The sequence below is a fragment of the Streptomyces sp. NPDC045026 genome (assembly GCF_056432625.1).
This window is the reverse complement of the sequence record NZ_JBWKIS010000022.1, coordinates 85,217-107,999: the sequence shown is the minus strand read 5'-3', so window position 1 is coordinate 107,999 and position 22,783 is coordinate 85,217. Positions and strand designations below refer to the sequence as shown.

The following is a 22,783-nucleotide window of genomic DNA, read 5'->3' as shown; positions in this document are numbered from 1 at the left end:
CGAGCGGGGCTGCGGTCATCCGGCAGGCAGGCTGATCACGAACCGTGCCCCGGGTCTGTGCCCGGGGTCGTACGTCACTTCGCCGCCGGCGGAGCGGGCCAGGCGTCGCGCCAGCGGCAGCCCCAGGCCCGCTCCGCTGTGTCCGTCGCCGGGATCCGCGCGTCGACCGGGCTCGAAGAGCTGTCCCGCGAACGGGGACGGTACGCCCGGGCCGTCGTCGATGACGTCGATGCCTACGCCGTCCGGCGCGCGGTACGTGCGCACGGAGACGCTGGAGCGGGCGTAGCGGCAGGCGTTGGTGAGGAGCGGGCTGACGATGCGTTCGAGGAGGGCGGGTGGGACGCCTGTGACCAGACGTGGGCCGTCGGCAGTGACCGTCAAGTGGCCCGGCGCGTCCAGGACTTCGGCCAGGCGTTGCAGTGTGGGCTGGACCTCGGCGGTGCCCGGAGCGGTGAGTGTGCCGCCCCGGGCGTCGTCCAGGAGGGTGTCGCAGATGGTGCGCATGGACTCGGCGGCGTCCACGATGACCTGGTGGGTGGCCCGGGTCTGGCCGGCGGTGCGAGGGCGGGTCTGCCACCAGTCGAGTTCGGCGATGATCCGGCTCAGGGGTGTACGCAGCTCGTGCGAGAGTTCACCGGTGAGCTGGCGCTCATGGCGCAGAAGTGTGCGGATGCGGTCCAGTATGGCGTCCAACGACGTGCCGAGGCGGGCGAGTTCGGCCGGGTGCCGCATGCTTCCGAAGCGTTCGTCGGAGGCGACGGCGCTCCACTGGGTGGCCTGGTCGGTCATCGTGCGGACGGGGCGCAGCGCGCGGCCGACCGCCATCCGCGTCAGGGCGTAGGTGCAGGCGAGCATCACGGCGTCCAGGGCGAGCGACCCCATGAGCAGCGTGTCGGCCGAACTCCGGTAGGGGGAGAGGCCGAGCGCGGTGACCACCGTGGCCTCGCTCTTCTCTCCGGGTACCGGCTGGGAACACAGTCGCAGGGGGCCATTGACGTCGGCGGTGACGCATCTCCGCCCGCCGCGCCCGGCGAGTGCGTCCGCGACGCGTGTCACGGGGCCGGCGGCCGACGGCTCCTCCAGCAGGCGTCGGCCGGCATAGATCCACACGTTCGTGTCGAGGAGTTCGTCGTGGGAGGTCTCCAGGACGCGAACCGTCGTGCCGCTGGTGTCGACGGTCGTCGCGACGGCGGCCGCACGGGTGCGCAGTTCGTCGTCCGCCTGGTGCTGCAGGCGTTGCTGGGCCACGGCGTTGAAGGCGACGGTGAGGACCAGCATCAGCAGCGCGGCCGTGGTGAAGGCGACGAGTGAGAGCCGGCCGCGCAGGGTGCGGGGCGCCAGCTGGTGGAGGAAGGCAGTCACGGCCGGCCGCAACCGGCGGCGGATCCCGCTCATGACAGACGGTGGCCGACCCCGCGGGCCGTGCCGATCGTCCGGTCGCTGCCCGCCTCGCGCAATTTTCGGCGAAGTCGGGTCAGGTATTGGTCGAGGGTGTTGTCGTGGACCTGGGCGCCCTCCGGCCAGCCCGCCCGGACCAGCTCGCGGCGGCGCACGATGCCGCCGGAAGCCGACATGAGAGCGGCCAGGAGCCGAAACTCGGTCGGTGTCAGATCCACCGGCGTGCCCCGGACGCCGACCACGTGCCGGACGGCGTCCAGCACCAGGTCCCCTGACGTGGAAGCGGGCGGCGGCGCGGCCCGCTTGAGGGCTGCCCGCAGACGGGCCGCGAGTTCGGCGAGATGGAACGGCTTGGGCAGGTAGTCGTCGCCTCCGGCCGAGAACCCGGACAGCCGGTCGGTCAGGCGGTGATGGGCGGTCAGGAAGATGACCGGGGAGAGGAATCCGTTCGCGCGCATCGCCTGGCACACGTCCCGTCCGTCGGCGTCGGGCAGCCCGATGTCGAGCACGGCGGCGGAGACGCCGGCGGTGGCCAGGCGCAGGGCGGTGGCGCCGTCCGGCGCGGCCACGGTGTCGAAGTCCTCGTCGCGCAGCCCGCGCATCAGCACGTCACGCAGGGCGTGATCGTCCTCGACGACCAGGATCATCTGGTGCATGGAGCTCCTTCTCACCTCGTGCCACGTCCGTCAGTTCTCGTGGCCCGACCGTCTGTTCTCGTGCTGTGCCCGTTCGGTTTCCTGCCGCGCCCCTCTGCTCTGTCCTCCCGTGCGCTGTGCCGGTGTCCGTCATGCCGAGGGTGAACCGCTCGGGCAGCCACCAGCCCGCGGCGCACAGGCACACTCCCAGCCATCCCACGGCGAACAGCCAGCCGCCGACGACGTCGGTGGACCAGTGCACCCCGAGAAAGACGCGGGTCAGCCCGACCAGTGCGCCCCAGCCGCCGATGATCAGGACCAGTGGGGCCCGGCGACGCGGCCCTCGCAGACAGACGGCGATGACGAGCAGTCCCGCGGCGAGGCCTGCCGTGGTGGCGTGACCGGACGGGAACGACCATCCCGAGGCATGCGTCTCCCAGCCCGCCACGGGTGGCCGAGGCCGGGCGACGACCGCCATCACCCCGTACCGCAGCGCCTGTCCCGCTCCGAGGCAGCCCAGACAGAGCGCGGCGGCGAGCGCGCGCTGCCGGAGGGTGCGCCCCGCGATGATTCCGGCCAGTGCGGCCAGCGCGAACGGGACGACACCCGTCCCGGTGGCGGTCAGTCCGCGGGCGAGCGCCACCGCCACGACCGGCCGGTGGCCGACGGACCACGAGAGAAGGCCGGCGTCCGCGAACAGCGGTCTGCCGTCGCGGCCCACCACGACCATGGTCAGTACGCCGAACGCCGTCCATGCGCCGAGGCCGCAGGCGCCTGCCAGGCCGGCGGCGTCGCTGCGCTTCATCCCTCACCCCTCACCCTCACTGTCACCTTCACCTTCACCGTCACCCTTCGTCCGGACAGTCGGATGCGGGAACGGCGACACCCGATACCGACTACAAACTTGTAGACGGTCTACTGGACTGTAGACGATGGCGGAGTTGAGGAAGTTCCCCATGGACATGGACATGGACGTCACCGCAGGTAGTCGCGTAGTACCGCGGTACCACTCGCCCGGTGTGGTTCAGCCTTCCGGTACCACTGGACCGGCGGAATCGGCTCTTAGCGTTGCCGGTGTGGCGTCGGAACCGACGGACGCCGTAGGCCGACAGGGAGAACGCGCATGATCGACGCACGACAGTTGACCAAGAGGTACGGCGAGAAGACGGCCGTCGACGGGCTGGACTTCGTCGTGAAGCCGGGCACCGTGACCGGCTTCCTGGGCCCCAACGGCGCGGGCAAGTCCACGACCATGCGCATGATCGTCGGACTCGACGCCCCGACGAGCGGCACCGTCACCGTGAACGGCCACCACTACGCCCGCCACCAGGCCCCGCTGCAGGAGGTCGGTGCCCTCCTCGAGGCGAAGTCGATCCACCCGGGCCGCTCGGCGTACAACCACCTCAGGGCCCTAGCGCTGACCCACGGCATTCCGGGCCGCCGGGTCGACGAGGTCATCGACCTCGCCGGACTGGGCAGCGTGGCGAAGCAGCGGGCCGGTGCCTTCTCCCTCGGAATGGGCCAGCGGCTGGGCATCGCGGCGGCGCTGCTGGGCGATCCGCGGACGGTGATGCTGGACGAGCCGGTCAACGGGCTGGACCCGGAGGGTGTGCTCTGGATCCGCAATTTGCTGAAGGGGCTCGCCGACGAGGGCCGGACGGTGTTCGTGTCCTCGCACCTGATGAGCGAGATGGCTCTCGTGGCGGACCACCTGATCATCGTGGGGCGCGGCCGGCTGCTGGCCGACACGACCGTGGCGGACCTGATCAGCGAGGCGGGCGGCGACACGGTGAGGGTGGCAACGCAGGACCCGGTGCGGCTGCGGGACGTGCTGGCGGGGCCCGGCGTCGACGTCACCGGCCGGATCGGCTCCGAGGAGCTGCAGGTGACCGGGCTGACCGCCCGCGAGATCGGACTGAAGGCCGCCGAGCACGGGATCCCGCTGTTCGAGCTGAGCGCGCGGACCGTGTCACTGGAGGAGGCGTTCATGGACCTGACCAGGGATGCCGTGGAGTACCACGGCACCACGACCGGGATCGAGACGCTCGGGAGGCCCGCATGAGCACCCTCACCGCAACCGCCGAGGAACCCAGGACAACGCCCGACCGCCCCGCATACCGGGTGACCGGACGGCGCGTGCTCTCCTCCGAATGGGCCAAACTGTGGTCCCTGCGCTCGACCTGGATCACGCTGGGCCTCGGCCTGCTGTTCCTGGTGGCCTTCGGCCTGATCGCCGCGAGCCGCTACAAGTCGGGGATCGGCTCCGGCCACATCGACCGGGACTTCGCCGATTCCACGGCCGTGAGCCTGTCCCTCTTCGGTACGAACTTCGCCCAGCTGGCGTTGGGCGTGCTGGGCGTGCTGGTCACAGCGGGCGAGTATTCGACCGGCATGATCCGTTCCACGCTCGCGGCGGTGCCTCGCAGGCTGCCGGTCCTGTGGTCCAAGGCGGCTGCGTTCGGGCTGGTGGCGCTGGCGGTGGGGACCGTCGGTGCGTTCGTCACCTTCTTGATCGGGAAGGGCATCGTCTCGGGTACGCCCGCGGCCATGAACCTTTCGCACGCGGGTGTCATGCAGAGTCTGCTGGGCGCCGGGCTCTACCTCGGCCTGGTCGGGGTGATCGGCACCGCCCTGGGCGCGCTGCTGCGGTCGGTGGCCGGCGGGATCTCGGTGCTGGTGGCCACCCTGATGCTGATCCCGGGACTGATCTCACTGCTGCCGACCTCCTGGCAGAACGACATCAGCCCCTACCTGCCGTCCAACGCGGGCGAGTCGATGTTCGCGCTGACCCACGACTCGACCACCCTGTCGCCGGGCGCGGGACTGCTGGTCTTCCTCTGCTGGACGGCGCTGGCGTTGGGCGGTGCGGCGTACCGGCTCGCGCGCACCGACGTCTGAGGCCTGCACCATGAACAGGTGACGTCCGTGACCACCGATGACATCAGCGCAATGGGACTGCTGGTCGCCCGACTGTCCCGGGGCGGCCAGCGGTTGCAGCAGGCCGACCGGACGCATCCGTGGGTGCTGGACACCGCGGTCGTGGTTCTGGTCTTCCTGATCTTCTGCCTGCCCGACCTGCTCCACGGCGGTGTGGACGACGGCGACGGCCCGCGCCGGTTCCGGCTCGCCTTCACCCAGCTGCCCGTCGCGGGAATGCTGGCACTCCAAGTGGGTCTGGTACTGCCCCTGCTGTGGCGGCGGCGTAAGCCCGTGATGGCCTTTGGTGTCATCGCCGCGGTGTTCGTCGTCCAGTGGTCCCTGGGCGCGGCGCTGCGCGCGGACATCGCTCTGTTCGTCGCCCTGTACAGCCTGGCCCTGCACGGGCGGCTGCGGCAGTTGCCGTGGGCCTGTGCGGCCATGGCGGGCGCCATGGTGCTGGTGGCGGTACGCGCGTCCTCGGCCGTATCCGTCTGGGACGCGCTGTTCTTCCTGCTGAGCACGGCGACCGCCGCCCTCGCGCTCGGCCTCGTGGTGCGGGTCCGCCGCGCCCAGCTCGCCGGACTGCGGGACCGGGCCGCCCGGCTGGAGATCGAACGCGACCAGCGCAGCAGACTGGCCACCGCCACCGAACGCACCCGTGTCGCCCGCGAGATGCACGATATCGTCGGCCACAACCTCTCCGTCATCATCACGCTCGCCGATGCCGGCGCCTACGCCACCGACATCGCACCCGAACGTGGCAAGGAGGCCCTCGAGCTCATCGGCGACACCGGCCGCCAGGCCCTCGGTGAACTGCGACGCGTGCTCGGTGTGCTGCGGGAAGCGACGGACGGTCCCCCGGGCGGCCCCGAACTCAGCCCGCAGCCCGGCATCGCGGACATCGGCGCACTGTGCGCCAACGTGCGCGCAGCCGGACTCGAGGTCGTCTACCGGACGTCCGGCGACGTGGACGCCCTCGACAGCGGAGTGCAACTGACGGTGTACCGCATCGTCCAGGAAGCCCTCACCAACACGTTGAAGCACGCCGACGCCGACACCCGGGTGCACTTGGCGATCCTCGTCGAGGACGCCCGGCTGACCGTCCGGGTCCAGGACAGCGGCCCGGCCACACCGTTCGGACCGCCGAACGAGGAAGGACACGGCCTGGTGGGTATGCGGGAGAGAGCGGCCCTCTACGGCGGGGCCGTCAGCGCGGGGCCGGCGGGCGGCGGAGGATGGAGCGTCGAGGCCGTCCTCGACCTCACGCCCCAAGGCGGTGCCGGGTGACGACCGTACTCATCGTGGACGACCAGCCGCTGCAACGCTACGGCTTCCACATGCTCCTGGACTCCGTTCCCGAGACCGACGTCGTCGGTGAGGCCGCCCACGGGGCCGAGGCGGTCCGCAAGACCGCCGAACTGCGCCCGGACGTCGTCCTGATGGACGTGCGCATGCCCGGCATGGACGGCATCGAGGCCACCCGCCGCATCGTCGCCGCCGGCGCCCGCTCACGCATCCTCGTGCTCACCACCTTCGATCTCGACGAGTACGTCCATGCCGCCCTGCGGGCCGGCGCCAGCGGCTTCCTCCTCAAGGACGCACGCCCCGATGAACTCCTCGCCGGCATCCGCGCCGTCGCCGCCGGCGACGCCGTCATCGCGCCGGCCCTCACCCGCCGCCTCCTGGACGAGTTCACCCGCTACGTGCCCGTCCACCGCACAGACTCCGCCGAGAACCCGGGACTCGGCTCCCTCACCGACCGCGAACGCGAGATCCTCGTCGCCGTCGGCCAGGGCTGGACCAACGGCGAGATCGCCACGCGCTTCGTCCTGTCCGAGTCCACCGTCAAGACCCACGTCGGCCGCGTCCTGGCCAAGATCGGCGCCCGCGACCGCATCCAGGCCGTGATCTTCGCCTACGACCACGGCCTCGCCCGGCCCCACGCGGACTCAACCGACGAGCGCCGGCCCCGGTCATGACGGGGACGGTGCCGGCAGCGCCTGCCGCACCACGAGTCCGGCGAGGCTCTTCTGGACGAGTCCGTAAGCCAGGACGGGCAGCAGCAGATGCGGTTTGTCCGGCATCGCCGTCGTGATCATTACGGCGCCCGCGCTGCTGTTGCTCATCCCGCAGGCCAGCGCGAGGGACGAACGGGTGCCCCGGTCCAGGCGCAGGGTCGCGCCGGCCGCATGCCCCAGCAGAAAGGACGCACCACACGTGCCCGCGGCCGCAGCCACCGCGGCCCCGACCAGCAGGGGCCGCGGATGTGCCAGGCAGGGCGCGAGTGCGCCGCTCGCGTTGACGTAGGTCGTGGCCAGCGAGGCGAGCAGCGCACACGTAGTGACGCCGCTCTCCAGGAAACCCAACCATGCTGCCGGTGTGACGATCCGGCACAGCAGCCCTGCCACACAGGGCAGCACGATGCCGGACAGAGCGAAGGTGCCGCGCGTCAACTGCGCCGCGGCCGAGAGCGTATGGGCGTAGGGGCCGTGCAGCAGGGTCGCCAGGGAGCTGATCACGAGTGGCGTGGTCAGCGGACTGACGAGCGTGGACCCCAACACGGCGGCGACGATGGTCGGTTGGTCGCCGGCAGCCTTCGCCGTCCACACCGTGGCATTGGCGGCCACCGGCATCGTCACGATCAGCACCATTGCCGTGACGATGCCGCTGCCGTGATCGGAATCCGGCGTCTGCTGCAGCAGCACGATGAGGACGGGGACGAGTACCAGCGGAACCGTCAGGTGCAACGCCAGCGCGGCCAGCAGGGCCAGCGGCCGTCGCAGCAGCCCGGTCAGCGCGTGCAGCCGGATCTGGAAGCCGGCCGCGAACAGCAGGACGCCCAGCAGAACAGGCGGCAGGTGCAGCCCGATGCCGCCTGACCCGAGCGAGTGGGGGCGACGCAGCCACAGGCCGGGCCAGGGCATCAGCAGCGCCGCGGCGTACGAGGCGAGTACGGCACGGCCCAGACGGCCGCGCAGCCACACAGCGAAGCGGGTGGCGCAGGAGGCGGTTGCAGGCGACACGACTTCCTCGGTGATGCTCTTCCGGCGGACGGGCAGCAAAGACCGGCCGGTCGACTATGCCTGCGCGGCAGGAGAACGAGTCCATCGCCTCATCCTGGACAAGCAGGCTGGCGGCCACGCGCTGACAGGCCCGGCAGTCAGGATGCGTTCAGGTTGTCGCTGGCACGGTCACGCCATGACACATGATTCCTCGCAAACGGCCTCCTCCGCCGTACCTCGGCACGCCTCCGGCGACGGCCACAGGGCCCGTTGGAACAAGGTCCCCGAGATCACCGCCTACTTCTGGGCCATCAAGATCCTCTGCACGACTGTGGGGGAGACCGCGGCCGACCTGCTCGCGGAAAAGGCCGGGCTGGGGCTGACCGGCGTCTCCGTGTTGATGAGCGGCCTGCTGGCGCTGGTGCTCGTCGTTCAGTTCCGGACCCGCGCCTACCGCCCGGCCGTCTACTGGCTCGCCGTCGCGCTCATCAGCATCGTCGGCACCCTGATCAGCGACAACCTGACCGACAACATGGGCGTGCCCCTGGAACTGAGCACGGCCGTCTTCGCTGTGATCCTCGTGGCCGTGTTCCTCATCTGGTACGGGCGCGAGAAGACGCTCTCCATTCACAGCATCGACACCACCGGCCGCGAAGCCTTCTACTGGCTCGCGGTCCTGTTCACCTTCGCCCTGGGCACCGCGGCCGGCGACCTCGTCGCCGAGGGCATGGCCCTGGGCTACCTGACCTCGATCCTGGTCTTCGCCGCGGTGATCGCCGCCGTGGCCGTGGCCCACTTCGCGCTCGGCCTGAACGCGGTGTGGAGCTTTTGGATCGCCTATGTCCTCACCCGCCCGTTGGGTGCCTCGGTGGGCGACTATCTGTCCCAGCCCACCGGGGACGGGGGAATGGGCCTGGGCACGGTGGTCACCAGCGCGCTCTTCCTCGCCGTCATCGTGGGCCTCGTCGTCCACCTCTCGCTGACCCGCAAAGACACCACCGCACCCGGCACACCTGCCTGAACAACCTCGCACACCTGCCTGAACAAGCGCGCAGAGCTGCCCGGCCGACCCTCAGGGGTCAGCCGGGCACCTCGACGACCAAGCACGCCCCGACGCCGCGGAGACCGCTCATCGGGAGCCGGGCTTGCAGGCCACACCACCGTAGAACCCGATCTCCTCGGATCCGGCGGGCGGCGGGATGTCCGGGCGCCAGAACGGGGCCTGGGTCAGGCCGGGTTCGACCAGTTCGAAGCCGGTGAAGAAACGCTCGACCGCGGCCCGGGACCGCAGGTTCAAGGTGGCTGTGGCCTTGGTGTAGACGGCTTGGGCGGCGCTGCGGTCGGCGAAGTCGCCTGTGGCGTGCGAGAGGACGAGGAAGCTGCCGGGCGCCAGGGCGTCGCGCAGGGTGGCGACGATCCGCTCGGGCTCGTCGGCGTCGGTGAGGAAGTGCAGGACGGCGACGAGGAGCAGGGCGACCGGCTTGTCGAAGTCGATGACCTGGCGGACGCCCGGGTGGTCGACGACGGAGCGCGGGTCACGCAGGTCGGCCAGGACGACGCCGGTGGCATGGGAGCCACTGAGGAGGGCACCCGCGTGCGCGCTCACGATCGGATCGTTGTCGACGTACGCGACCCGGACGTCCGGCGTGACTGCGTGGGCGGTCTCGTGCACGTTCGGCGACGTGGGCAGGCCCGTGCCGATGTCGAGGATCTGGCGGACGCCGCTGTCCACGACGTACCGGACGGCGCGCCCCAGGAAGGCGCGGTTGGCCCGCAGGCCGATGCGCACCTCGGGCGCGGCGGCAGCGAGTTCGTCACCGGCCCGCTGGTCCACCTCGTAGTTGTCCTTGCCGCCGAGCAAATAGTCGTAGATCCGCGCGGGATGCGGCCTGCTGGTGTCGATGTTCCCGGCCTGGCAGCCGTCCTGTCTCACGCTGAGCCCCTCCCGGCCTCGATGATCCTTCAGCTTGCCACATCAACCGCCGTGCACTTAACAGTAGTTGACGATCCGTCACCGAATGGCGAACGCTCCGTCACGGAGAGTGCGGTGCAGGCTGACCTCGCCTTCCACCGCGCGCTCCTGGCGGCCTCCCACAATGAGCTGCTCGAACGCATGGAGATGGTGATTTCAAGCGTCCTGGCCGTCCGCGATCGCCTCGTCCATGGCTCCGACCATCCCGAGGACCCGGTCCCCAGCCATCGTGCCGTGCTCGCAGCCGTCCGGGCGCAGGATCCCGGCGCGGACTGGGCGGACGGCCCCCACGGCCTGCCGAACGTTTGTGCCCATCCCGCGCCCGGAGGGCGGAGCGCGCAAAGGGCTGGGCGGAGGAAGGCGGCACGGGGATGTTGCGCTCGGCCCCCTGGTGATCGCATTTGGCGACCATCAGCACACCGTGCCGACCGGCCACCAGGTAAGTGCCATGGCCAAGGAGCTCGCGCGCCGGTCAGGCGGCGACCAGGGGCGTGTTTGGCGGCTCTTGTCGGGGGGACGCGGTAAGCGGGTAGTGAGCGACATGTCGGAGGCGAACCGTGGCTCCACCCGGGATCGGGACAGTCGGTGCCGACGTCGCCGGGTCTCAGACGGCCCCCGACGCGTCCCGGGTGGCCGGGCGCACGGGCGCCACCGCAAACCACAACAAACTGTTACCCATGCACGGCGTAGCGAGTGAGTACGTGCAGGTGGACACGGCGCATGGGCAACTGCTCATCGACGACCTGTTGCGCACGCGCAGCGGGAGCCCCGGCCGGTGCGCCAACCCCTCGCAAGGAGTGACATGAACACCCATCCACTCACAGAACTCGCCCAGCAGCTGCGTGTCGACAGTGTCCGCGCCGCCGCTGCGGCGGGATCCGGGCATCCCACCTCCTCGATGTCCGCGGCCGACCTGATGGCCGTCCTTCTGGCCAACCACCTGCGCTACGACTTCGACCGCCCCGCGCACTCCGGTAACGACCGTTTCGTGCTCTCGAAGGGGCACGCCTCACCCCTGCTGTACGCCGCGTACAAGGCGGCAGGCGCGATCAACGACACCGAGCTGCTGACCTTCCGCAGGCTCGGCAGTCGGCTCGAAGGGCACCCGACACCACGGCAACTGCCATGGGTCGAGACGGCCACCGGCTCGCTCGGACAGGGGCTGCCCGTCGGCGTCGGCATCGCGCTGGCCGGCAAGCGGCTCGACCGTACGGGATACCGCGTCTGGGTGCTGTGCGGCGACAGTGAGCTCGCCGAGGGCTCGGTGTGGGAGGCGGCCGAGCACGCCGGATATGAGCACCTGGACAATCTCACCGCGATCGTCGACGTCAACCGCCTCGGCCAGCGCGGCCCGACCCGGCACGGACACGACCTGGACGCCTACGCACGCCGATTCCAGGCTTTCGGCTGGCACACCGTCGAGGTCGACGGGCACGACATCGACGCCGTCGACCGCGCGTACGACGAGGCACTGTCCACCGCCGGGCAGCCGACCGCAATCCTCGCCCGCACCCTCAAGGGCAAGGGCGTGACCTCGGTCCAGGACCGTGAGGGCCTGCACGGCAAGCCGCTGCCGGCCACCGAGGAAGCGATCGCCGAACTCGGCGGTGTGCGCGACCTGCGGGTCGAGGTGCACCATCCGCCCGCCGCACGGACGCTGCATCCCGTGGGGTCGGGCCACGCGGAGCTGCCCCGTTACGCGAGCGGCGACGAGGTTGCCACCCGTGACGCTTTCGGGCAGGCGCTCGCCGCTGTCGGAACGGCGCGTGGCGATGTCGTCGCGCTGGACGGGGAGGTGAGCGACTCCACGCGCTCCGAGTTCTTCGCCAAGGAGCACCCCGACCGATTCTTCGAGTGCTACATCGCCGAACAGCAACTGGTCGCCACCTCGGTCGGGATGGCGTCGCGCGGCTGGGTGCCGTACGCCTCCACGTTCGCCGCGTTCCTCACCCGCGCCTACGACTTCGTGCGCATGGCCTCGATCAGCGGCGCCGGGATCAACATCGTCGGCTCGCATGCGGGGGTCGCCATCGGCCAGGACGGGCCCTCGCAGATGGGGCTCGAGGACCTGGCGATGTTCCGGGCGATGTACGGCTCGACCGTGCTGTACCCGTGCGACGCCAACCAGACGGCGAAACTCGTCGCGGAGATGGCAGGCCTCGACGGCATCCGCTATCTGCGTACGTCCCGCGGCGGCACGCCCGTCATCTACAGCGCCACGGAGGAGTTCCCCATCGGCGGAAGCAAGGTGCTGCGCGCCTCCGGCGAGGACCGGCTGACCGTGATCGCGGCGGGCGTCACCCTCCACGAGGCACTGGCCGCCGCCGAGTCGCTCGGCAGTGAGGGCATCCCGGTCCGCGTGATTGACCTGTACTCGGTCAAGCCGGTCGACTGCCGCACCCTGCACGAGGCTGCCGAGAGTACCGGTTGCTTCCTGACCGTGGAGGACCACCGCGAGGAGGGCGGCATCGGGGACGCGGTGCTCGACGCTTTCGCCGACGGCCGGCCCGTACCGCGCCTCGTGCGCCTGGCCGTCCGGACGATGCCCGGCTCGGCGAGCCCCGCGGAGCAACTGCACGCGGCCGGTATCGACTCCGAGTCGATCGCGGCGGCGGCACGGCTGCTCGTCGAGACGGCCGTGGCGCGCTGACCGAAAGGCACCGGCCCGACCAGCAGCCGGCTGCCGGGGCTGCTACGTCGCGCGGTGTGTCAGCCGGACGGTTCGTCGGGCACGGGATGCTCGGGATTCGGGCTGCCGGCGTGCGGGGCGCCACGCCGACCCGTACCGGCCTCGTCAGTGTCGGGGATCTCCGTGTCGGGCTCGGGACGCTCCTCGTCTGCGGTTTGCGTCTCGTCGCTCTCCCAAGGATCCGACGCGGCGCCTGCCTGCTGGTCCGGCATGTCCCTCGGCGTCGGCTCCGGTACGGGTGCTTCGGGTCCGCTGTCACTCACAGCGCTCTCCCTTCCTCTGCGGGCTGTTGCGTCCCTCGCGTACCCCAGCCGGTGGAAACGATGTCCTGGCGTAGTCCGGATCGGTCCCTGCGGCCGGTGCATACCTGTGCAGTCTCACGCCGGGGGTGCGGCTCGCGCATGAGGACGGGTCCGACCGTGGTGGCTTTGGGGCTCCGCGCGGCGCGCCCGTGTTGCGAGGACGGTCTTCGACGGCCCGCCTCATGAGTCTGGAGCGGGCCGGATGTGTCATGTCTCGGGGAGGCGGCAGTCAGGCGACGCGGTTCAGGCAGTCCGCCACGACATGCTTGTCCAAGGCAGCGCGCACCAGCGCCGAGGCCAGCTCCGCGTTCGGTGTCTCATCCGCGAGCCGGACGAGGTCGGAGGTTCGCTGAGGCAGTCCCAGACGCTCGGCGCCCTGGAGCGCCTTGGAGTCCACGAAAGGGCCGAACTCCGGCCACACGTCCTGGACCTCACGCAGGAAGATGTCCGTTCCGAGCGGACCGATCCCTGGCAGTTCCCGCAACAGACGCCGCAACTCGTCCGCGTCGCCGTCTGCCTGCTGCCGCATCCGGCGCAGGTCGCCGCCCCAGCGGTCGATCAAGATCTGGCCGCCCTCACCCAACTGGGTTGCCGTGCGTTCGTCGTAGCGGCGATAGCCACCCCGCCCGAGGGCGTCCACGCGCTGCTGCCAGGTGGCTTCGGTCATGCGTTTCGGGTTCCTCAGCCCGGCCTCGTTCAGGGCGCGCGACGTCGAGACCGCGACCGAAGCACGGATCCGCGCGCTGAGCAGGTGTGCCAGCACGAGGGTGCGGTAGAGAGGCTGAGGTGTGTCTTTGAGAGTGATGTGGGCCTCGGCGGCGTAGGTCTGCCCGTGACGGCGGAGCAGTTCCCCCATCACTACTTTGTTCCTCTTGGTGTGACTTCTCTTGTTGTCGGTCATGGCTACCGTTACTCCTCGGCTACCGTTACTCCTCACCGTTACTCCTCAGCGTGATTGCTCAGCTCGTAGCAAAGGCAGCTCGCGGCACGAGGGCTGGTGCGTGGGCCACGTACGCACCCTCAAGTCGCGGACGCAGCTGCGTAAACGTGCGAACTCTCCGGTGACTCGGGGCTCATTTTGTCAGCCATGGCCCGGGCCCGGTGGGGTGCGGGGCGCCGCCTGCGCGACCCGCACCCCACCGGCCGTACGCCACCGCTCAGCCAGCCGGGTCCGGGGCCGGGCGGTGCAGGGCGACCACGTCGATCTCCACGAGGATGTTCATGAGATCCGAGCCGACCGTCGTGCGCACGGGCCGGGGATCGGAGAAGTGCTCGCGGTACACCCGGTCGAAGCCGGCGAAGTCACGGTGCAGATGCTGGAGATGGACCGTGGCCTTCACCACGTCGTCCAGACCGAGCCCGGCCTCCTCCAGCACGGACCGCACGTTCCGCAGCACCTGGCGGGTCTGCTCCTCCACGGTGTCGGCGACGGCGCCGGTCTCCGGATCCTGCGGACCGAACCCCGAAGTGAACACGTAGGGGCCGGCGGCGATGCCCTGGCTGTATCCGCCGGCGGGCGCGGGTGCCCGCTCCGTGGAGAGCGCACGGCGCGTGGTGGGGTGCGCGTGGGTGGTCATCGCTGCAGGTCTCCCTCGCGCTCGTTGACGGCGGCGTAGTGAAGGAGCTTGTCCTCGTCGACGGTGACACCGAGACCCGGGCCCGTGGGGACCGTCAGGCGACCTTCGCGCAAGGTGAGCGGCTCGATGATGTCGTCCGCGTGCAAGTAGTACATGGAGTCGATGGCGCGCGACAGCACCGGAGTGCTGGCGACCACGGCGAGGTGTGCGGCAGTGGCGATGCCGAGCTCGCCGCCGCTGTGCAAGTTCATGCCGAGACCGAAGGTCTCGCAGTGCGCGGCCAGTGCCTTGGTCGGGGCGATGCCGCCCCACTTGTAGACGTCACCGTGGATCACATCGACCGCGCCGAGCCGGACCGCCGGCGCGAAGTCCTCGAACCGGACGACGCACATGTTGGTGCACAGCGGGATACGGACCTTGGCGCGGACCTGGCTCATGCCCTCGATGCCGGTGCACGGGTCCTCCAGGTACTCGAGGTCCAGCTCCTCCAGGGCGATGCCGGCGCGTACCGAGTCCGGCACGGACCACGCGGCGTTCGGGTCGACACGCAGGTTCACCTCCGGCAGGGTGTCACGCAGCGCCCGCAGGATCGCCACGTCGCCCTGGACGTCCGTGGTGCCCTTGAGCTTGACGGCCTGGAACCCGCCCTCGCGCACCACGCGTTCCGTGTGCTCAGCGAGGGCGCCGGGCAGGTCGCCGGGCCGGGCCCCGGGGGCGTCGGCGCGTGTGATCAGTGCGGTCAGCGGGACCTCGTCGCGTACCGGACCGCCGAGCAGATCGGTGACCGACTGGCCTGTCGCCTTGCCCATGGCGTCCCAGCAGGCCACGTCCAGGGCGGCGAGGGCCGCGTAGCCGAGGTAGCCGTAGAAGAACGGCACCATGTGGTGCCTGCGGTGGAAGGCCTCCAGGGCGAACGGGCTGGTGCCGATCAGGTCCTCGGCGAGATTGCGGACGATCGCGGCGACCGGTTGCCCCCACATCGTCTCGCCCCAGCCCTCGATGCCGGAGTCGGTGCGGATGCGCACCACGGTGCGGGTCTCGCCGGTCTTGGTCTCGAAGGAGCTCGTGAACGGGTTGACCAGGGGCAGGTTGACGACGTGGACATCGACGTCGGTGATCTTCATGTGGTTCTTGTTCCTCAGGGTCACGGTCGCCCGGGGCGACGCGGGATGGGTCACGCGGTGGGGCGGGTGGCGGCGTCGAAGGCGAGGACGGCGCGAGCCAGCCCGCGGGCGCAGCGGTCCAGCAGGCGGGCGCCGTCGCGGGCGTCGGCCCCGGCGGCGTCGTCGGTGGCGCCGCCGACCCGCTCCCATTCGCCGTGCCGCTCAACTGTCAGGCCCGGGTACGGGGGCTTGTCGAACAGGGGCGGCGGCTCGACCGGCGGCTGTGCGGGACGCTCGGCGCGCACCAGCTCCGGATGCGCGGCGAGCATCAGCGACGTCTCGAACCAGCCGGCGTGCCCGGGCACCAGCCCGGCCCGGTCGCCGGCACCGCACGGGGCCACTGCGGTGCCGCTCTTGTCGCGGTCGGCGCCCGCGTCCTGGACGGTGGAGTGCGCCGTCGCGACCGTGGCTTCCTCCGTCTCGACCGTGGCTTCCTCCGTCTCGACCGTGTCGAGGAGTGTCCAGTACGAGCACGCCGCCGCCGTCACCTCGGCGCGCAGCGCGAAGCGTTTGACGGCGAGGCGGACGATCTCGTCGTTGCCACCGTGCCCGTTGACGACGAGAACGCGGCCGTACCCGCACTCCGCGAGGGAGTCGAGCAGCTCGTCGAGCACAGTGCCGAGTACCGGGGCCGACAGCGTGAGCGCCGCGGCGAACAAATGGTGTGGGCTGTGCCCGTACGGCAACGTCGGGAGCCGGACGAGGTCGGGCACGAAGGTGTCCGGGCCGGCCTCCTCGGCCAGCAGGTCCAGGGCTCGGCCGACGACCGCGTCCGCGAGCATCGTGTCCGTCCCCATCGGCAGATGCCCGGCGTGCTGCTCCTGCGAGCCGATCGGTAGGACGGCAATGGCATCGCGGGCGGCGGCGCGCGTTTCGCGCCAGGTCGCCTCCGTCAGGTTCTGGTGAGTCATGCCACTGCCCGCCCGCTTCGGCGGCGTGACAGAGTCGGCGCATGGCGCATGAACGTTTTCCTTTGCGGTTGGTCCCCGATCCGGTGCCGGATGCCAGGGTGAGTGGGGACGTCGATGTGCTGGGCGCCGTCGAGGTGCTGCCGGGTGTGGTGCGAGCCGCGCGGCTCTCCCGCACCGGCCTCGTACTGGGCCGGACCGAGGAGTTCTACGACACGGGCGACGCGTCGCCGGGCGGGGTGGACGCCGCCCTCGAGCGGGCGGTGGCCGTGTTCGCCGGGCACGGCCCGGTGGGCGTGGGTGTGGCCGCGGCCGGCGTGGTGGATCCGGCCGCCGGACGCATCCTGGAGGTCAACGACGCCCCGGCGCTGAGTGGATACCCGGTCGCCGACCGGTTGGCGGCCCTGGTGGGCGCGCCGGTACGGGTCGAGCACCGGGCGCGCGTACAGGTGCTGGGGGACCGCTGGTTCGGCCCCGGACGGGGCCGTCGGTCCTTCGCTTCTGTGTCCACGGGCGAGGTGCTCGGCGTCGGCATCCTCTACGACGGCGACGTGCTGGCCCCGGCCGGCGGGCGAAGCGGCGCGCACATGACCGTCACGGCCAGTGGCAAGCCCTGCACCTGCGGACGCCGCGGTTGCTGGAAGACCGTGGCCACCACCCGCTGGCTGCGGGAACGGGCAGCCGAGGACGGACTGGCGCCGCACCTCTCCTCGCTGGGGGCGCTCACGGCGTCGCAGGATCCGGTCGCCCGGAACCTCGTCGAGCGCTACGCCGAGAACCTGGTGCTGGGCCTCGCCACGGTCCAACAGTTGTTTGCTTGTGGCCTCTTCGTGCTCCACGGCGAGGCACTCGACGGCGGTGAGCCGTTCCGGGCCCTGGTGGAGGCGCGGCTGCGGGCCGACGCCCTGACCGGCTCCGAGACCCCGAGCGTCGTGCTGGGCGAGGCCTCGGACACCGGAGCCCTGCTCGGGGCCGCCGGCCTGGTCCTTTCGGGGCGTTAGGCAGGGCCTCATACGACGGTGCTCTCCGCCGACTCGGATGTCACTGCGGCGGTGCGCCGCGCCCGCGTCGGGTCCGGGACCGGAACCGCGTCGAGGAGCCGCCGCGTGTAGGGGTGTTCGGGGGTGGTGAACACCTGCCGGGCGGTGCCCGTCTCAACGATGCGGCCCTGCCGCATCACGGCCACCCGGTCGGCGATCCGGCTGACGACCGCCAGGTTGTGCGAGATGAAGAAGTACGTCAGTCCCAGGCGCTGCTGAAGGTCGGCCAGCAGGTCGAGGACGCGTGCCTGGACGGAGACGTCGAGCGCGCTGGTCGGCTCGTCGAGCACCACCAGGCGCGGTTCGAGAGCCAGGGCGCGGGCTATCGATATGCGCTGGCGCTGTCCTCCGGAGAACTCGTGCGGGTAGCGCTCGACGATGCCCGCGTCGAGACCGACGGCGTCGAGCAGTTCGCACACGCGCTCGCGGGTCCGGGCCCGACCGCGCCGGCCGCGCGCCCACTCCTCGTGGGTGACGAGCGGCTCGGCGACGATGTCGGCGATCCGCAGCCGTGGATTCATGCTGGAGTACGGGTCCTGGAGCACGACCTGCATCTGTCGCCGGAACGGGCGCAGAGCCGCGTGGTCCAGGGACAGCAGATCCGTCCCGTCGAACCGTACGCTGCCCGACGTCGGCGGCAGCAGCCGCAGGAGCAGCCGTGTCAGGGTCGTCTTGCCGCAGCCGGACTCCCCGACGAGGGCAAAGGTCTCGCCCTCGGTGACGGTCAGGCTGACGTCGTCGACGGCGACGCTCGGCGGCTGCCCGGGGAACTCCTTGCGCAGGTTGCGGATCTCCAGGAGCGGCTCGGCGGTGTGCGAACTGGTCATGCGACGGGCTCCAGTCGGGGGGTGGCGTCGAGCAGACTGCGGGTGTAGGGCGCGGCAGCGCGGGCGAAGACCTGCTCCACATCTCCGCTCTCGACGACCTCGCCGTGGCGCATGACGGCGACCCGGTCCGCGGTCTCGGCGACGACGCCGAGGTCATGGGTGATCAGCAGCACCGCCATCCCGTGGCGGTGCTGCAGCCGGACGAGCAGATCGAGGATCTGTCGCTGCACGGTCACGTCGAGGGCTGTCGTGGGCTCGTCGGCGATGAGGACGCGCGGCCGGGCCACGAGCGCGGAGGCGATCATGACGCGCTGGCGCAGTCCGCCGGACAGCTCGTGCGGGTACTGGCGAAAGCGCCGTTCCGGGTCGGGAATACCGACCTCGTCGAGCGCGGTCAGGGCGGCGCTGCGCGCCTCGGTCCGGGTGTGGTCGCCGTGCAGGCGCAGCACTTCCGTGATCTGGTGGCCCACTCGCTGAAGCGGGTCGAGGCTGGTCATGGGGTCCTGGAACACCATGGAGATCTCGGCCCCGCGGACCCGGCGCAGCTCCCGCTCGCTCCGGCCGAGCACGTCGCGCCCGTCGAGCAGGATCTCGCCGCCCGCATACACGCAGGGAGGTTCGGGGTTGAGGCGGAGCGCGGACAGGGCCGTGGCCGATTTGCCGCTGCCGGACTCGCCGACGACTGCGAGCGTCTCACCGGCCGCGACGGACAGGTTCACACCGCGCACGGCGTGGACGGTGGAGCCGGAGAGCCGGAAGTCGACGCGCAGGTCCTGGAACTCGAGCACCGGCGCGGCAGTTGGGGCGGTCGGGGATTCGGGCGTGGAGGTCATCGGCGGTACGCCTTCGGGTCCGCGACGTCGCGCAGGGCGTCGCCGGTGATGTTGATGGCCAAGGACGTGAGCATGAGGGCGACGCCGGGGAAGACGGCGATCCACCACGAGGTGCCCAGGTAGAGCTGTCCGTCGGCGAGCATGCCGCCCCAGGTCACCGTCTCCTTGGGGACGCCGAGGCCGAGGTAGCTCAGGGAGGCCTCGGCGACGACGGCGGCGGCGATGTGCAGCGTTCCGATGGTGGCGAGTGGGGCCAGCACGTTCGGCAGCAGATGGCGCCGCATGATCGTCACGTGTCCGACGCCGATGGCGTGGGCCTCGGTGACGAAGTCCCGCGAGCGCAGCGACAGCACCTCCGAGCGCACCACGCGGGCGTACGAGACCCAGCCGGTGATGCCGAGGACGAGGATCACGTACCACAGGCCGGAGCCGACGAAGCCGACCACGGCGAGTGCCAACAGGACGGCGGGGAAGGCGAGTTGGACGTCGGCGACGCGCATGACGATCCGGTCCGTCCAGCCGCCGAAGTATCCGGAGGCGAGACCGGCGAAGGTGCCTATGGTGCCCGCGAGGAGGGCCGCGCCGGCGCCCACGAGTAGTGAGACGCGGGTGCCGTAGACGATGCGGGACAGCAGGTCGCGGCCGAGCTGGTCGGTGCCGAGCAGGTGCGCGGTGCTGCCGCCGGACTGCCAGGCGGGGGGTCGCAGTCGGCCGAGCAGGTTCTGCGCGTTGGGGTCAACGGGCGCGATCAGTGGAGCGCACACGGCGCACACGATGATCACGGCCAGGAAGGCGAGGGCGGCCAGCGCGAGGCGGTTGTGCAGCAGGGCGCGTGCGACGCCGGGCCTCGGCGCGGAGGGCGTCGCGTCGACGGTGGGCGCGGGGGCGGTGGTGGTCATCGGGAGTTCCTCACCCTCGGGTCGAGGAGGCCGTAGGAGAGGTCCACGAGCAGGTTCACCACGACGAACGTGGCGGCGAACACCAGCACCGTGGCCTGCACCAGGGGGAAGTCGCGGTTGGAGATGGCCTGCACGGTCAGCTGTCCGATGCCGGGCCAGGAGAAGACCTGCTCGGTGAGGATGGCGCCGCCCAGGAGGCTGCCGACCTCGAGGCCGACCACGGTGACGACCGGCAGGGATGCGTTGCGCAGCCCGTGCCTCAGGACTGTGCGGACCGGGCCGAGACCACGGGCACGCGCCGTGCGGATGTGGTCGGAGCCGAGCACGTCGATGAGGGAGGAGCGCAACAGCCGTGCCACAACGGCGACCGAGTAGACGGACAGCGTGATGGACGGCAGGACGAGGTGGGCGAACGTGCCGTATCCGGAGGCGGGCAGGGCGTGCAGCCCGACGGCGAAGACGAGGATGAGCAGGATGCCCACCCAGAACGGCGGCGTGGACTGGCCCAGCAGCACGACCGAGATGACGCTCCGGTCGGCGGCCCGGCCCCGGCGCATCGCCGCGAGGATGCCGGCGGGCAGCGCGATCAGCAGCGTGACGACGAGCGCACCCGCGGCGAGCAGCAGGGTGGCCGGGACCCGGTCGGCGAGGACCTCGCGCACCGGCTGGTTGTAGAAGAGGGAGGTACCGAAGTCGAGGCGTGGCAGGCCCCACAAATAGTCCAAGTACTGCGTGATCAGCGGCCGGTCGAGCCCCAGGCTGTGGCGCAGCACGCTCTCCTGCTGGGCCGTCGCGTCGGGCGGCAGCATGACCTTGACGGGGTCGCCGGACAGCCGGACGAGGAAGAAGACGACGGTCGCCGTGCACAGCAGCACCAGCAGGGCGGTGCCGAGCCGGGCGGCAATCGGGCGCAGGACCGTCAGGGCCCTTCGGCCGCGACCAGCGCCGGTCGGCGCGGGAGCGTCCTTGGTGTCGGGCGTGGGAAGGGTCAGGGAGTCGCTCATGAGCCGGATACCTCCGCACTCGCCATGTCCAGGACGCCGGCGGCGCCGGGTGTCCAGCGCGGCCGGCTGTTGTGCACGTAGATGTTGTCGATCTGGTACAGCGGCACGAACGGCGCCTCGGTCTTGATGCGTTCCTGCAGCCGGGAGAAGGCGCGGCGGCGCACGGCCGGCTCGACGGACAGTTCCTCGGCGTCGATGAGGCGGTCGGCCGTCTTGTCGTGCCAGCGGCTCTGCCTGCGGTCGCTGCGCACGTTGGACTGGAGCATGCTCTCGCCGTCCAGGGTCCACACGGTCGACGCCGCGAGGTACATCGGGCCGAGGGCGGCGTGGTTGCTCGAGGTGAGGCGCTGGGAGTACGTGCCCGGGTCGAGGAGGTCAACCTTGGCGTGCACGCCCGCGCGGGCGAGCAGCCCGGAGATGGCCTCGGCCACGTTGGCGTCGACGTTGGACGCGGTGAGCGTGGTGCTGATGCCGTGCGGGTGGCCGGCCTCGGTGAGCAGGGCGCGGGCCTTGGCGACGGAGCGCTCGAACGGTTCGACGGAGGCGTCGAAGCCGAAGGCGCCGCGCGGGATCATCGCCGGGACCTCGCTGGCCTTGCCGCCGAGTACCGCCTTGATGAGCAGGGGGACGTCGACAGCGTGGTTGAGCGCCTGACGCACCCGCCGGTCGCGCAGCGGTCCGTCGGTGAGCGTGTCAAGCGAAAGGTACGAGGTGCGGATCCCGGTGTGGTGGTCGATCCGGACGCCGGGGTAGCCGTCGAGCTGCTGCGCGGCGTCGGGGGTCATGCCCGCCACGATGTCCACGCCGCCGCTCTGCAGGGCGGCCAGTGCGGAGGACGAGTTGGGGGCGGGCACGAAGACGAGTTCGTCGACCTTCGCGCGGCCCTGCCAGTGGTGCTCGTAGGCCCGCAGGCGCAGTTCGTGGTCGCGCTGCCAGTGGCGGAAGGCGAACGGGCCAGTGCCCACGGGGTGGGCGGCGAAGCCCTCGTCGCCCACCTTGGCGAGGTAGCGCGGAGGTACCACGACGCCGCCGAACAGGGACAGTTTGTCGGGCAGGATCGGGTCGTGGAGCGAGGTGTGGATGTCCACGGTGTGGGCGTCGACGACAGTGACGTCTTCCACGTACCGCAGTTCGACGATGGGGGACTTGGTGGCCGGGTCCAGAAGGCGTCGCACGCTGAAGCGGACTGCCTCGGCGTCGCAGGGCTCCCCGTTGTGGAAGGTCACGCCGGGGCGCAGACGAAAGCGCCACACCCGGGGCGAGATCGCCTTCCACGAGAGGGCGAGCCGGGGACGCAACGAGTTGTCGCGGGCCCGGGTGGTCAGCGTGTCGAAGATGTTGATCAGGGCGTTCATGGACGTCATGTCGCCCTGCTTGTGCGGGTCCATGGTCTTCGGGTCGCCGGTCTGCGAGACCCGCAGGACGTTGCCGGCCGAGGCCGCGGGCTGTGTGCCACACCCGGTGAGCAGGGCAGGAGCGGCGAGCGCGGGTACCGCCAGACCGGCGTACCGCAGAGCTGTGCGTCGGGAGAGAGCGGCGGGGCGGGTCCCGCCCCCTCCACGTATTCGTTCCATTAAGCAACACGCCCGTTCCGGTGAATGGAATGCAGTTCGGG

22 protein-coding genes and 1 pseudogene are annotated in these 22,783 nt (G+C 71.0%); 8 read left to right on the top strand and 15 right to left on the bottom strand.

Features of this window, described 5'->3' with window-relative positions:
* Positions 1-15 precede the first annotated feature (15 nt).
* Genes AC07EJ_RS33945 through AC07EJ_RS33935 form a run of 3 tightly spaced genes read right to left on the bottom strand, consistent with a single transcriptional unit; the run spans position 16 to position 2,838 of the window.
* Positions 16-1,395: a sensor histidine kinase gene (locus AC07EJ_RS33945; RefSeq protein ID WP_389487884.1), complete on the bottom strand. Its 1,380-nt coding sequence runs from the start codon at positions 1,393-1,395 to the stop codon at positions 16-18.
* Positions 1,392-2,054: a response regulator transcription factor gene (locus tag AC07EJ_RS33940; protein WP_389487886.1), complete on the bottom strand. Its 663-nt coding sequence runs from the start codon at positions 2,052-2,054 to the stop codon at positions 1,392-1,394. The genes AC07EJ_RS33945 and AC07EJ_RS33940 overlap by 4 nt, the downstream gene beginning before the upstream one ends.
* Positions 2,008-2,838, bottom strand: a complete 831-nt coding sequence (locus AC07EJ_RS33935) for a phosphatase PAP2 family protein (RefSeq protein ID WP_478885699.1) — start codon at positions 2,836-2,838, stop codon at positions 2,008-2,010. Before AC07EJ_RS33935 ends, AC07EJ_RS33940 begins: the two co-directional genes overlap by 47 nt.
* A 318-nt stretch (positions 2,839-3,156) precedes the next feature.
* On the opposite strand from AC07EJ_RS33935, the gene AC07EJ_RS33930 reads away from it, so the two are divergent.
* The 4 genes from AC07EJ_RS33930 to AC07EJ_RS33915 are packed head-to-tail and all read left to right on the top strand — an operon-like array spanning position 3,157 to position 6,931.
* On the top strand, positions 3,157-4,095 hold the full coding sequence (locus AC07EJ_RS33930) for an ABC transporter ATP-binding protein (protein ID WP_389487890.1): 939 nt from the start codon (positions 3,157-3,159) through the stop codon (positions 4,093-4,095).
* Positions 4,092-4,931, top strand: a complete 840-nt coding sequence (locus AC07EJ_RS33925) for an ABC transporter permease (RefSeq protein WP_389487892.1) — start codon at positions 4,092-4,094, stop codon at positions 4,929-4,931. Before AC07EJ_RS33930 ends, AC07EJ_RS33925 begins: the two co-directional genes overlap by 4 nt.
* Positions 4,932-4,958: 27 nt before the next feature.
* Complete coding sequence (locus AC07EJ_RS33920; RefSeq protein WP_389487894.1) at positions 4,959-6,239, top strand: sensor histidine kinase; 1,281 nt, start codon at positions 4,959-4,961, stop codon at positions 6,237-6,239.
* Positions 6,236-6,931, top strand: a complete 696-nt coding sequence (locus AC07EJ_RS33915) for a response regulator (protein ID WP_389487895.1) — start codon at positions 6,236-6,238, stop codon at positions 6,929-6,931. The genes AC07EJ_RS33920 and AC07EJ_RS33915 overlap by 4 nt, the downstream gene beginning before the upstream one ends.
* Here the strand turns inward: AC07EJ_RS33915 and AC07EJ_RS33910 are convergent.
* Complete coding sequence (locus AC07EJ_RS33910; protein WP_478885698.1) at positions 6,926-7,975, bottom strand: bile acid:sodium symporter family protein; 1,050 nt, start codon at positions 7,973-7,975, stop codon at positions 6,926-6,928. The two genes, AC07EJ_RS33915 and AC07EJ_RS33910, sit on opposite strands and share 6 nt — an antisense overlap.
* A gap of 175 nt (positions 7,976-8,150) precedes the next feature.
* Between AC07EJ_RS33910 and AC07EJ_RS33905 the strand changes: the two genes are divergently transcribed.
* Positions 8,151-8,975, top strand: coding sequence for a COG4705 family protein (locus tag AC07EJ_RS33905; protein WP_389487898.1), 825 nt, complete (start codon positions 8,151-8,153; stop codon positions 8,973-8,975).
* A gap of 108 nt (positions 8,976-9,083) precedes the next feature.
* Here the strand turns inward: AC07EJ_RS33905 and AC07EJ_RS33900 are convergent, their stop codons facing one another.
* Positions 9,084-9,887: an SAM-dependent methyltransferase gene (locus AC07EJ_RS33900; RefSeq protein WP_478885697.1), complete on the bottom strand. Its 804-nt coding sequence runs from the start codon at positions 9,885-9,887 to the stop codon at positions 9,084-9,086.
* 111 nt (positions 9,888-9,998) lie between these two features.
* On the opposite strand from AC07EJ_RS33900, the pseudogene AC07EJ_RS33895 reads away from it, so the two are divergent.
* Both AC07EJ_RS33895 and AC07EJ_RS33890 read left to right on the top strand, forming a co-directional pair.
* Positions 9,999-10,196 (top strand): annotated as a pseudogene (locus AC07EJ_RS33895) (FCD domain-containing protein); the annotation flags it as partial.
* Positions 10,197-10,728: 532 nt separating this feature from the next.
* Positions 10,729-12,576, top strand: coding sequence for a transketolase (locus AC07EJ_RS33890; RefSeq protein WP_478885696.1), 1,848 nt, complete (start codon positions 10,729-10,731; stop codon positions 12,574-12,576).
* Between the two features lie 59 nt (positions 12,577-12,635).
* On the opposite strand, the gene AC07EJ_RS33885 is transcribed toward AC07EJ_RS33890, so the two are convergent.
* The 5 genes from AC07EJ_RS33885 to AC07EJ_RS33865 form a co-directional block, all read right to left on the bottom strand.
* Positions 12,636-12,878: a hypothetical protein gene (locus tag AC07EJ_RS33885; protein ID WP_389487904.1), complete on the bottom strand. Its 243-nt coding sequence runs from the start codon at positions 12,876-12,878 to the stop codon at positions 12,636-12,638.
* Positions 12,879-13,146: 268 nt separating this feature from the next.
* Entirely contained in the window at positions 13,147-13,818 is a 672-nt protein-coding gene (locus AC07EJ_RS33880) for an endonuclease (protein ID WP_389487906.1), read from the bottom strand.
* Between the two features lie 256 nt (positions 13,819-14,074).
* Entirely contained in the window at positions 14,075-14,494 is a 420-nt protein-coding gene (locus AC07EJ_RS33875; RefSeq protein ID WP_390015295.1) for a RidA family protein, read from the bottom strand.
* On the bottom strand, positions 14,491-15,618 hold the full coding sequence (locus AC07EJ_RS33870) for a mandelate racemase/muconate lactonizing enzyme family protein (protein ID WP_478885695.1): 1,128 nt from the start codon (positions 15,616-15,618) through the stop codon (positions 14,491-14,493). The genes AC07EJ_RS33875 and AC07EJ_RS33870 overlap by 4 nt, the downstream gene beginning before the upstream one ends.
* Positions 15,619-15,668: 50 nt before the next feature.
* Entirely contained in the window at positions 15,669-16,568 is a 900-nt protein-coding gene (locus AC07EJ_RS33865; RefSeq protein ID WP_389487911.1) for a creatininase family protein, read from the bottom strand.
* 41 nt (positions 16,569-16,609) lie between these two features.
* On the opposite strand from AC07EJ_RS33865, the gene AC07EJ_RS33860 reads away from it, so the two are divergent.
* A complete protein-coding gene (locus AC07EJ_RS33860) occupies positions 16,610-17,566 on the top strand; it encodes an ROK family protein (RefSeq protein ID WP_389487913.1) in 957 nt (318 codons plus the stop codon).
* A gap of 8 nt (positions 17,567-17,574) precedes the next feature.
* Here the strand turns inward: AC07EJ_RS33860 and AC07EJ_RS33855 are convergent, their stop codons facing one another.
* The 5 genes from AC07EJ_RS33855 to AC07EJ_RS33835 are packed head-to-tail and all read right to left on the bottom strand — an operon-like array spanning position 17,575 to position 22,742.
* Positions 17,575-18,432 (bottom strand): ATP-binding cassette domain-containing protein, encoded by an 858-nt coding sequence (locus tag AC07EJ_RS33855; RefSeq protein ID WP_389487915.1) that lies wholly within the window; start codon positions 18,430-18,432, stop codon positions 17,575-17,577.
* Complete coding sequence (locus AC07EJ_RS33850) at positions 18,429-19,265, bottom strand: ATP-binding cassette domain-containing protein (RefSeq protein ID WP_389487916.1); 837 nt, start codon at positions 19,263-19,265, stop codon at positions 18,429-18,431. Before AC07EJ_RS33850 ends, AC07EJ_RS33855 begins: the two co-directional genes overlap by 4 nt.
* Entirely contained in the window at positions 19,262-20,164 is a 903-nt protein-coding gene (locus AC07EJ_RS33845) for an ABC transporter permease (RefSeq protein ID WP_389487918.1), read from the bottom strand. Before AC07EJ_RS33845 ends, AC07EJ_RS33850 begins: the two co-directional genes overlap by 4 nt.
* Complete coding sequence (locus AC07EJ_RS33840) at positions 20,161-21,168, bottom strand: ABC transporter permease (protein WP_389487920.1); 1,008 nt, start codon at positions 21,166-21,168, stop codon at positions 20,161-20,163. Before AC07EJ_RS33840 ends, AC07EJ_RS33845 begins: the two co-directional genes overlap by 4 nt.
* Positions 21,165-22,742 carry an ABC transporter substrate-binding protein gene (locus tag AC07EJ_RS33835; protein ID WP_389487922.1) on the bottom strand — a complete coding sequence of 526 codons (1,578 nt, stop codon included), beginning with the start codon at positions 22,740-22,742 and terminating at the stop codon, positions 21,165-21,167. Before AC07EJ_RS33835 ends, AC07EJ_RS33840 begins: the two co-directional genes overlap by 4 nt.
* Between the last annotated feature and the right edge of the window lie 41 nt (positions 22,743-22,783).